Origin of the sequence: Mesorhizobium sp. M7D.F.Ca.US.004.01.2.1, assembly GCF_003997785.1 — a bacterium.
Lineage (GTDB): Bacteria > Pseudomonadota > Alphaproteobacteria > Rhizobiales > Rhizobiaceae > Mesorhizobium > Mesorhizobium loti.
Genome location: NZ_RZRQ01000214.1, coordinates 1 through 10,488 on the forward strand (window position 1 = coordinate 1; position 10,488 = coordinate 10,488).

At 63.7% G+C, this 10,488-nt stretch carries 12 protein-coding genes; 10 read left to right on the forward strand and 2 right to left on the reverse strand.

The annotated features are described in order from the left end of the window. Positions 1-55 precede the first annotated feature (55 nt). The 5 genes from EN993_RS24245 (at position 56) to EN993_RS24265 (ending at position 3,978) form a co-directional block, all read left to right on the forward strand. Positions 56-568, forward strand: coding sequence for a thiamine pyrophosphate-binding protein (locus tag EN993_RS24245; protein WP_127265025.1), 513 nt, complete (start codon positions 56-58; stop codon positions 566-568). A 5-nt stretch (positions 569-573) separates the two neighbouring features. After that, the gene (locus EN993_RS24250; RefSeq protein WP_127265026.1) at positions 574-1,161 is read left to right on the forward strand and encodes a thiamine pyrophosphate-dependent enzyme; all 588 of its coding nucleotides are present in this window, start codon (positions 574-576) and stop codon (positions 1,159-1,161) included. An 8-nt stretch (positions 1,162-1,169) separates the two neighbouring features. After that, complete coding sequence (locus EN993_RS24255; RefSeq protein ID WP_127265027.1) at positions 1,170-2,648, forward strand: aldehyde dehydrogenase; 1,479 nt, start codon at positions 1,170-1,172, stop codon at positions 2,646-2,648. A 97-nt stretch (positions 2,649-2,745) separates the two neighbouring features. Further along, on the forward strand, positions 2,746-3,525 hold the full coding sequence (locus EN993_RS24260; protein WP_109661315.1) for an SDR family oxidoreductase: 780 nt from the start codon (positions 2,746-2,748) through the stop codon (positions 3,523-3,525). A 3-nt stretch (positions 3,526-3,528) separates the two neighbouring features. Further along, positions 3,529-3,978: a VOC family protein gene (locus tag EN993_RS24265; protein ID WP_109660119.1), complete on the forward strand. Its 450-nt coding sequence runs from the start codon at positions 3,529-3,531 to the stop codon at positions 3,976-3,978. A 46-nt stretch (positions 3,979-4,024) separates the two neighbouring features. On the opposite strand, the gene EN993_RS24270 is transcribed toward EN993_RS24265, so the two are convergent. Both EN993_RS24270 and EN993_RS24275 read right to left on the reverse strand, forming a co-directional pair. Further along, the gene (locus EN993_RS24270) at positions 4,025-4,678 is read right to left on the reverse strand and encodes a GntR family transcriptional regulator (RefSeq protein WP_027167548.1); all 654 of its coding nucleotides are present in this window, start codon (positions 4,676-4,678) and stop codon (positions 4,025-4,027) included. Positions 4,679-4,784: 106 nt separating this feature from the next. Further along, positions 4,785-5,963 carry an FAD-binding oxidoreductase gene (locus tag EN993_RS24275; protein ID WP_109660121.1) on the reverse strand — a complete coding sequence of 393 codons (1,179 nt, stop codon included), beginning with the start codon at positions 5,961-5,963 and terminating at the stop codon, positions 4,785-4,787. A 183-nt stretch (positions 5,964-6,146) separates the two neighbouring features. On the opposite strand from EN993_RS24275, the gene EN993_RS24280 reads away from it, so the two are divergent. The 5 genes from EN993_RS24280 to EN993_RS24300 are packed head-to-tail and all read left to right on the forward strand — an operon-like array spanning position 6,147 to position 10,382. Next, positions 6,147-7,349, forward strand: a complete 1,203-nt coding sequence (locus EN993_RS24280) for a pyridoxal phosphate-dependent aminotransferase (RefSeq protein WP_109660123.1) — start codon at positions 6,147-6,149, stop codon at positions 7,347-7,349. 7 nt (positions 7,350-7,356) lie between these two features. Further along, positions 7,357-7,806, forward strand: a complete 450-nt coding sequence (locus EN993_RS24285; RefSeq protein WP_109660125.1) for a biotin/lipoyl-containing protein — start codon at positions 7,357-7,359, stop codon at positions 7,804-7,806. 5 nt (positions 7,807-7,811) lie between these two features. After that, positions 7,812-9,185: an acetyl-CoA carboxylase biotin carboxylase subunit gene (gene accC, locus EN993_RS24290; RefSeq protein ID WP_127265028.1), complete on the forward strand. Its 1,374-nt coding sequence runs from the start codon at positions 7,812-7,814 to the stop codon at positions 9,183-9,185. Continuing rightward, positions 9,175-9,570 carry a biotin attachment protein gene (locus tag EN993_RS24295; protein WP_127265029.1) on the forward strand — a complete coding sequence of 132 codons (396 nt, stop codon included), beginning with the start codon at positions 9,175-9,177 and terminating at the stop codon, positions 9,568-9,570. Before accC ends, EN993_RS24295 begins: the two co-directional genes overlap by 11 nt. Before the next feature lie 38 nt (positions 9,571-9,608). After that, positions 9,609-10,382, forward strand: a complete 774-nt coding sequence (locus EN993_RS24300) for a 5-oxoprolinase subunit PxpA (protein WP_109660131.1) — start codon at positions 9,609-9,611, stop codon at positions 10,380-10,382. Positions 10,383-10,488: the final 106 nt, after the last annotated feature.

Sequence of the window (10,488 nt, forward strand, 5' to 3'; positions counted from 1 at the left end):
GGCGAGCGTAGAAGCAAAACATCCGCAAGCAGCAGCGCTTGCAGCCGCTCCGGCGGTGTCTGAAAAGCAGTGGCCAGATCAGGTCTATGACGTGCTCAAGGCTGCCGGCATCAGCCATATGTCCTATGTGCCGGACGCCGGCCATACCACATTGATCCGCCTTTTCAGTGAGGATCCCGAGGTCGTCACCAACGTGCTGACGACGGAGGAAGAGGGCATCGCCATCGCCGCCGGCTGCTGGCTCGGTGGCAAGCGGAGCGTCGTGCTCATGCAATCCTCCGGTGTCGGCAACTGCATCAACATGCTGTCACTTCCCGTGCAGGCGCGCTTTCCCTTGCTCGTCCTGGTGACGATGCGCGGCGAATGGGCCGAGTTCAATCCGTGGCAGGTGCCGATGGGGCAGGCGACGGAGGCCTCGCTGAAGGCGATCGGCCTCAGGGTGCTGCGCGCCGAAACCGGTCCCGACCTCGTGGAGACAGTGGCGCAAGCAGCCTTGATGGCCTTCGACGCGGATCAGCAGATCGCCGTGCTGATCGGGCAGCGGCTGCTCGGCAAGAAGAAGTGGTGAGCGACATGAATTTACCCACGATGGACCGCCGGGTTGCGGTGAAGAAGCTGCTCGACGCCCGCGACGGCGCATTGGTCGTGACCGGTCTCGGCTCGCCGAGCTACGACGTGCATGCCGCCGGCGACCGCAACGACAACTACTATCTGTGGGGCGCCATGGGGGGGGCTGCGCTGATCGGCCTCGGGCTTGCCCAGGCCCAGCCCGACAAGCGGGTCATGGTTATTACCGGAGATGGCGAACAGCTGATGGCGTTCGGTTCGCTGGCGACGATCTCGGTGGCGCGGCCGAAAAATCTCGACCTGATCGTGCTCGACAACCAGCATTTCGGCGAGACCGGCATGCAGTCCAGCCACACCGGCAAGGGCATTGGTTTCGACAAGGTCGCGGCCGCCTGCGGTTTTTCGAAAACCGCCGAGTTGCGTTCGCTGGAGGAGGTCGACACGCTGTGTGAAGAGCTGCGTCGCCCGGCCGACGGCCCACGCCTTTTCGTGCTGAAAATCACCGCCGAGAACCTGCCGCGCTCGCTGCCGTCGCGCGACGCGGTCGAGGTCAAGAACCGCTTTCGCGCCCATCTGGGCTTTGCCACCTGTTGAGGGCCGATATGACGCTGGTCAGTTTCCAGAACACGGTCGGCGGTCGGCTCCAATCGACAGCCGATACATTCGAGAGCCACGATCCGTTTACCGGCAGGCCGTGGGCGCTGATCCCGCGCGGCGGAGAGGCCGAGGTGGACGCTGCCGTGGCGTCCGCCAAAGCGGCTTTCCGGTCGAAGGAATGGGCCGGCATTACGCCCACCGCGCGCGGCAAGCTGCTTGTGCGACTGTCTGAGCTGATCGCCGAGAATGCGGATCGCATTGCCGCCATCGAGACGCGTGACAACGGCAAGCTGATCACCGAAATGACGGCGCAGCTGCATTATATCCCGGAATGGTTCCGCTATTTCGGCGGTCTTGCCGACAAGATCGAAGGGTCGGTGCTGCCGATCGACAAGGCAGGGATGTTTGCTTTCACCCGCCACGAGCCGCTGGGTGTCATTGCGGCAATCGTGCCGTGGAACTCGCCGCTTCTGCTTCTGACTTGGAAGCTCGCGCCGCTGCTGGCAGCCGGCAACACTGTCGTCATCAAGCCGTCGGAACATGCCTCCGCCTCGACGCTGGAGTTCGTGAAACTGTTTGCGCAGGCGGGCTTTCCCCCTGGCGTGGTCAACACCGTCACCGGCATGCCGCTTGATGTCGGCGTGCCGCTCGTTGCTCACCCCGACGTCGCCAAGATCGCCTTTACCGGCGGCGAGCCCGGCGGCATTGCGGTCTATCGAGCGGCTGCCGAACAGCTCAAGACCGTCACGCTGGAGCTCGGCGGCAAATCGGCCAACATCGTCTTCGACGATGCCAATATTGAGAGCGCGGTCAACGGCGCGATATCAGGCATTTTCGCGGCCAGCGGCCAGACCTGCATTGCCGGCTCACGCCTGCTGGTGCATCGCAAGATCCATGACCGGTTCGTGGAGGGCGTCATAATGCTGGCGGCCAGCGCTCGACTGGGCAATCCGGCGCTGGCCGAGACGCAGGTGGGGCCGATCACCACGCAAGCCCAGCGCGAAAAGGTGCTGTCCTATCTCGGCATCGCGCGCCGCGAGGGTGCACTTTGCGTGCTGGGCGGTGGCAAGCCGGCTTCCGGTGAACTGGCCGAGGGCTGGTTCGTCGAGCCCACCATTTTCACCGGCGTGAACAACACAATGCGGATCGCGCGTGAAGAGGTGTTCGGGCCGATCCTGTCGGTCATTCCGTTCGACGACGAGGACGAGGCCTTCGCCATTGCCAATGACAGCCCCTACGGACTGGCGGCCGGGATATGGACCAGCGACATGGGCCGGGCGCTGCGCGGCGCGGCCGCGATGGAAGCGGGGATGGTCTGGATCAATTCATATCGCACCGTCTCCTACATGGCGCCCTTCGGCGGCTACAAGAGGAGCGGTATCGGTCGCGAAAGTGGGCAGGAGGCCATCAATTCCTATCTGCAGACCAAGACGGTGTGGATAGACACGGCCGGCAAGACCGCCAATCCCTTCGTTATCCGCTAGGGTAGGCTTCGGTGGGAGAATCTTCCTTATCCGTGGCCAAGCTCGGCACATCGCTCCCTGAGACGGTGGCCGACTTACAATGATCGAGGGACTGGACATGAGACAGGCAGGCAAGGTGGCTGTTGTCACAGGAGCGGCGCGCGGCATCGGACGCGCTTGCGCGGAACGCTTTCTGGCCGAAGGCGCGAAGCTCGTGCTCGGCGACATCGATGCCACGGAACTGAGAAAATGTGCCGCTGAAATCGGCACCACCGACAGCGTCCTGGCTCTCGTTACGGATGTCAGCAAGAAGGACCAGATCGATGCGCTGGTTGCGGCGGCGGTAGCGAAGTTCGGCCGTGTCGACATCATGGTCAACAATGCCGGCATCGCTCCGGTTCAAGACTTTCTCGACATCACAGAGGCGGACTACGACAGGGTTCTCGCCGTCAATCTGAAGGGCGCGTTCATGGGCACCCAGGCGGCAGCCCGGCAGATGATCGCGCAGGGTGGTGGCGGCGTTATCATCAACATGTCGTCGATCAATTCCGGCCTCGCCAACCCGCGCGTCGCCACCTACGCGATCTCCAAGGGCGGCATGAACCAGGTCACCAGCACCGCGGCCGTCGCCTTCGCTCCCCACGGCATCCGCGTGGTCGGTGTCGGCCCGGGCACTATCGCCACGGACATGGTCATGGACGGGACATTCATCGACTCGGAAGAAATGCGGCGGGCGGTTCTTTCGCGCACACCGCTCGGGCGCCTCGGCACGGCAGCCGAGATCGCCTCGGTCGTGGCGTTCCTGGCCAGCGACGACGCTTCCTACATTACCGGCGAGACGATCTACCCCGACGGAGGGCGCCGCGTGCTGAATTATACGGTCCCGATCAAGGAGTGAGAAATGGGTAACTTCGACAAGCTGCATCACATCTGCATCGTCGTGCACGATATCGACAAGGCGCAGGCCTATTATGACTCCATCGGCATCGGGCCATGGGAGTCCTATCCGCCGCTGGCTGAATACGAAGAACTCCAGGTCCCAAGCCCGGAGGGTTTCAAGGCGATGCAATACCGGATTTGCAACCTGCCGAACACTCAGCTGCAACTGTGCCAGCCGAACCACGATCCTTCACCACAGCGGATTCATCTCGATACAAAGGGTGAAGGCGTCTTCCACATCGGCTTTGAGGTCCGTGATGCGGACGCAGCCGAAACCAAGGCGAAAACCGACGGACTTGCCGTGCTGATGCGCGGGCGCCGGGAAAACCGCACCGGCTTCACCTACTACGACACAGCCGACAAGGCGGGGGTGATCCTGCTGACGCGGGCGACCAATCTGCCCGGCAAATGATCTTCGCGCGAAGGATTGGGGCTGGACAAGGAGACGGGGCGATTGATCAGCTGCCCCGCAATTCCTGAAGCCGGTCGACCAGGAATTTGCCGCTGGTGATGATGTGCATTTCCAAAAGGCCGACTGCGCGCAGTGTGTCCTTGGCTTCGCACAGGTCGATGAGCTGCCAGTGGTCGCGGTCGGACTGGGCCTGGATCTCGGTGAGCGTCACCATCATGCGCGTGTAGCGTTCGAGCTGCTGGTAGATGCGCCCCACCAGTTCGATCGTCGCCTTGCGGCCGGACGGCGCGTAGAGCGCTGCGTGGAAGTTCCAGTTGAGCTGGTTCGAGTACTCGCCGGTCTTGCCCTGCTCCTGGTGCTGTTTTGCGCGCTCGCGGGCCAGCGCGAGGTCGGCCTCCGTCATCCTTGGAATGGCTAGTGCCAGTAGCCATGTTTCGATCCGGGCCCGCAATTCGTAGAGCTCGAGGATCTCGTCCAGGGAAATGGAGGTGACGACGGCGCCCTTGTGGGAAACCAGCGTGACGAAGCCTTCCGAATGAAGCTGATGCAGCGCCTCTCGCACCGGAATTCGGCTGACGCCGAACTCGGTGGCCAGATGCTCCTGCCGCAGCTGGAAGTTGGCCTCGTATTCGCCGATCAGGATCTTCTGCCTGATGGCATCGGCGACCTGGGTCGAGATGGTTTTCTTCTGTACGAGCATGAATCAGCCTGGGGCGGCCGCCGTGTTTGTCGACTGGCGCCGTTTTGATTGAAGAAGTGGACGCATAGCACCGTTGTCACTGCGATGCCATGTCGCCCGTTTCGCTTCAGTAGACATGTTCCTCGATGGGCTGGTTGCCAGCGATCCGTTCGTAGCGGAAGGCCGATAGGTCGACAGAGCGGTACTCGCCATAGGCAATGAGATCACTGACGCCCGACCCGGTTGCCGCTGCATGCATCATGCCGTGGCCGCTGAAGCCGGTGGCCAGGACAAAGTTCGAGATCTCGGGATGCCGGCCGATGATGCCACTGTGGTCGAAGGTGTTGTACTCGTAGAGCCCCGCCCAGGCGCGCAGCATGCGCAATTGTTCGAAGCCGGGTACACGATGGGCCAGCGCCGGCCAGATCAACTCGTCGAACAGGTCGTAGTCCACATCCAGGCCAAAATCGTCCGGGTCGTTCTCGCGCACCGGCGGAATACCGCACAGGAAGAGCTGACCTTCCGGCCGCAGCCAAAAGCCGCTTGTGTCGAAGACGAAGGGGCAGTTGTCGATCCTTGCCGGCGTTTCGAAGACGAAGACGCAGCGCTTGCTCGGGACAACCGGCAACTCGGCGCCGGCCATCCTGGCAATGCCCGCGCTCCATGGTCCGGCCGCGTTGATCACTGTGCCGGCGGCAAGCCGTTCGCCATTGTCCAGAACCACTTCGCCGACCTTGCCGGGAGACGCCATGCTCAGTCCGGTCACCGTCGCGGCGAGATAGTCCACGCCCTGCGTGCGCGCCTTGCGGCGAAATGCCTGCATCAGGCCAGGGCCGTCGAACCAGCCTTCGCTGCCAAGGCCGAGTGAGCCAAGCGCGAGATCGTCCGTGTTGAGCCACGGGAAGCGTTGTGCCAGTTCGACCTGCTCGATCAGCTCGGCGTCGACGCCCATGCCGCGCTGAACGCGGTTCTTGGCGCGCTGCGCGTCGGCCCGCTCGGGCGTCGCCAGCACGAGATAACCGGGCTCATGCAGGCCGATGTCGGCCAACTCATCGCCAATGGCAAGCCGTGTCTTTACCTGGCGCAGGAAGTCGATGCTGAACTTCGACATGGCGATGTTCGGCGCCGTGCCGAACTGCTGGCGTATGGCGCTGGTCGATAAGGAAGACGAGGACGCCGTGTAGTAGGGGTCCCGCTCGATCACCGCGATCCTGCCATCGAAATCCGGATTGGCTGACAGGAAGTAGGCGATCGAGCTGCCGACAACGCCTCCGCCGACGATCACCACATCATAGTTTGTGCCCATTCCAATCGTGTTCCCTATCTCGAATGTTATCGGTGGCGACGAAGGATTGGATACTTTTCTCTATCGACCCACCTCCAAAATGAGACATAACCCGGTCTTCGACGCAGAAAAAGGGGTTTGACGCGAAAATCAGAATACATTATCCAATTTTTACCAAATATCAGGCATGCCGAGGATTGTTCCGTGGGCCTCATCGCTCCCCGTCTCGACGTCATCAAGCCAAGCCCCAGCATGGCGGTCACCGCGCGGGCAATCGAAATGCGCTCAGCCGGCATCGACGTCATCAGCCTGAGCGCCGGCGAGCCGGATTTTCCGACGCCTCCGCACATCGTCGAGGCGGCCTACGAGGCGATGCGCAGGGGGGAGACGCGCTATACGGCGGTGGATGGCACGGCCGCGCTGAAGAAGGCGGTGGCCGGAAAATTCAGGCGCGAGAACGGCCTCGACTACAAGCCTTCGCAAATCAGCGTCGCGGGTGGCGCAAAGCAGATCATCTACAACGCCCTGCTGGCAACGCTGGCTCCCGGCGACGAGGTGGTTGTCCCCGCGCCCTATTGGGTTTCCTACACCGACATCGTCCTGCTCGGCGAAGGCAAGCCCGTGGTCGTTCCCTGCACGGAGGCGCAGGGCTTCAAACTGACGCCGCAAGCCCTGCGAGCCGCGATCACGGGGCGCACGAAATGGCTGCTGCTCAACACGCCCTCCAATCCGACCGGCGCCGTCTACAGCCGCGACGAACTTGCGGGCCTGGCCGAGGTGTTGCTCGATCACCCGCATGTGCACGTGCTGACCGACGACATCTACGAGCATATCCTGTTCGACGGGCGCGCCTTCCACACCATCGCCGGCGTCGAGCCACGGCTGAAGGACCGCACGCTGACAGTCAATGGCGTGTCGAAGGCCTATGCCATGACCGGCTGGCGGATCGGCTACGCCGGCGGGCCGGAAGAGTTGATCCGTGCCATGGCGACCGTGCAGAGCCAAAGCACGTCGAACCCGTCATCCATCTCGCAGGCCGCGACCATAGCAGCACTGGAAGGTCCTCAGGACTTTCTTCGCCCGCGGGCGCTCGAATTCCAGGCGCGGCGCGACCGCGCACTGGAGCTGCTGCGCGCGATTCCCGGTCTCACCTGCCAGACGCCCGAGGGCGCCTTCTACCTCTATCCCAATTGCTCGGCCCTGATCGGCCGTCGCCGCCCGGACGGCACTCCTATCGGCAGCGACGACGATTTCTCGCTCTACCTGCTCGATCAGGCACGGGTCGCGGTGGTGCAGGGCTCAGCCTACGGCCTGTCACCGCATTTCCGCATTTCCATAGCCACGTCGATGGACCTGATCGAAAAAGCGATCAGGCGCATCGCCGAGGCCGTCGAAGCGCTGCGATAGGCCGGCGATGGATCTCGACTTCGTCCAGAAGCTGATCGAATTTGTCTCGCGTTCGCCCATTGCCGAACTGGAGATCGAGCGCGACGGCGTTCGCATCCGCATGTCCAGGCAGGCGGCGCCGGCGCAATCCGCGTCGCAGGTGCAGCCTTCGCCGCAGCCAGCCGCAGACACCGCCGTCTCTTCAAATCCAGCTTCGACAACTCCGCCCATCGCGTGGCATTCAATCCGCGCGCCGCTGACAGGCGTGTTCTACCGTTCCGGCACCGAAGGCGAACCGCCGCTCGCTTCGCTTGGCGATGTGGTCGTGGAAGGGCAGACGATCGGCGTCCTAGAAGCCATGAAGACGTTCAACGTCGTGGAATCCGATCGCGCTGGGCGGATCGTCCAGATCGCGTTCGACGATCATGCCGCTGTGCAGTCCGGTGACGTGCTGTTCGTTCTCGAAGATTTGGGCTAGCGGCGATGTTCGATACCGTCCTTATCGCCAATCGTGGTGAAATTGCACTGCGCATCCTGCGCGCCTGCCGCGATCTCGGATTGAAGACGGTGGCGGCGCACTCGGAAGCGGATGCGAGCCTTCGCCATGTCGCGCTGGCGGACAGGGCGATCTGCATCGGACCGGCGGCCGCGACGGAGAGCTATCTCAACATCGCTGAGATCATCACCGCCGCGCAACTTACCGGCGCGGGCGCGATCCATCCGGGCTATGGTTTCCTCTCGGAAAATGCTGCCTTCGCCGAGGCCGTCGAAAACGCCGGCCTCATCTTCGTCGGCCCGTCCGCGGCGGCGATCCGCACCATGGGCGACAAGGTCTCCGCCAAGCGCACGATGATCGCTGCCGGCGTTCCCTGCGTTGCGGGCTCGCAGGGTGCGCTGCCTCAGGACGAGCAGGCAGTGCGCGCCATTGCCGAGGCCATCGGCTACCCGGTCATCGTCAAGGCGGCGGGTGGCGGCGGCGGACGCGGCATGCGCATCGTGCGCGAGGAACGCGCCCTGATGGAAGCCGTTTCGATGGCGGTGAAAGAGGCGGACCGGGCCTTCGGCAACCCGCAAGTCTATCTGGAAAAATTCCTCGAGCACCCGCGCCATATCGAGATCCAGATTCTGGCGGACAAGCACGGTAGGGCGGTCTGGCTCGGCGAGCGGGATTGCTCCATGCAGCGCCGCCACCAGAAGATCATCGAGGAGGCGCCAGCGCCCGGCATCGCCCGCGAGGCGATCGCCGAGATCGGCGAGCTGTGTGCCCGCGCATGCCTGACCATCGGCTATACGGGTGCCGGCACGTTCGAATTCCTCTACGAGGACGGGCGCTTCTCTTTCATCGAGATGAACACCCGCGTGCAGGTGGAGCATCCCGTCACCGAACTCGTCACCGGGATCGATATCGTGCGCGAGCAGATCCGCATCGCCGGGGGCGAACCCCTGTCGTTCAGGCAGGAAGACATCTGCATTCAGGGCCACGCCGTCGAATGCCGCATCAACGCTGAAGATCCATACAGCTTTCGGCCGCATCCGGGCCGGGTCGAGCGCTGGACGCCGCCGGGCGGTCCCGGAATCCGCGTCGAATCACATCTCTACTCCGGCTACATGGTGCCGCCGCATTACGATTCGCTGGTGGCCAAGCTGTTGGCGCATGGCGCGACGCGGGCCGAGGCGATCCGGCGCATGAGCGGGGCGCTGGGCGAGATGGAGGCGGTCGGCATCGCCACCAATGCACCGCTGCACGGCCTCCTCATGGAGGAGCCCGGCTTCGCCGCTGGCGGCTTCGATATCCACCATCTTGAACGTCTCATTGAAGGCGGTCTGCTCCAGAGACGAGGCGGCAATGACGGTTGAGGAGATCGAAAGGCTAACCGCCTGGTGCGCAAGCGCCGGCATAGGTGAGATCGAATTGGTGGAAGCCGGCTGTTCGCTGCGCCTGCTTGTGCGGTCCGTGGTTGCTGAAACACCCATAGCTGCGGCTGAAGCGCCGAAGGCCGAAACGGTCTTCAAGGGCGTGCGTGCGCCCGGCGTCGGCGTGTTCCGTCTCGATCATCCAACGACCGGTCGGCCGGTTGCCGAACCTGGCCAAATGGTCCGCAAGGGCGAGACGATCGGCGTCCTGCAGGTCGGCCCATGCCTGAAGGCCGTGCTCGCGCCGGCAGACGGAGTGCTGGGCGCGGCGCTGGCCGAGGACGGCGCGGTCGTCGGCTACGGCACGCCGCTCTACGAGCTGGTGTGAAGGCAGAGGCGATGGTTCGAACCACTGAGGAAAGCGCCATGGCGACCAAAGGATTGCAGGTCGATATCAATTCCGACATGGGCGAGGGTTTTGGAGCCTACAGGCTCGGCGACGATGCGGCGATCCTCGACATCGTCAGTTCCGCCAATGTGGCCTGCGGCTTTCATGCCGGCGACCCCGAGATCATGGCGGCCACGTTCTTGATGGCGCGCGAGAAGGGCGTCGCCGTTGGCGCGCATCCGAGCTTCGCCGATCTGTGGGGATTCGGACGCCGCATCATCCCGCATTCCATGGATGAGATCGAAAGGCTGGTCGCCTACCAGATCGGTGCGGCGCAGGCGCTTTCCGCCTATGCCGGCCACCCGATCCGCTATGTGAAGGCACATGGCGCGCTGGGCAACCTTACCCAGACGGACCGAGGCGTCGCCGAAGCCGTGACGCGCGCGGTCAAGGCCGTCGATCCCGGCCTGATCTGCCTGGCTATCGCGCTCGGCTTCCAGGACAGGATCGCGCGCGACGCGGGCCTGACGGTCAGGTCCGAAATCTTCGCCGACCGCGCCTATACGGAGGAAGGCTTTCTTGTCTCGCGCAAGCTGGACGGCGCGGTCATCCACGATGCCGAGAAGGCGGCGGAACGGGTCGTGCGGATGGTCAAGCAAGGCGCCATCGAGACGCTTTCCGGGCAGCTGCTGCGGACGCCGATCGATTCGATCTGCGTCCACAGCGACACGCCGGCGGCCGTCGCCATCGCCGCGCATGTCAGGAGACGGCTGGAAGCGAACGGTGTCAGGGTCCGAGCGTTCGCGGCCTGAGCACGGCCGAACGGTTACGCGGCCGTGCTGGCGGGCACGGCCGCCATCGTTTCAGAACCAGACATCGCTGAGGCGATGTCCGCGTGGATAAGGGTCTGTCGGGTCA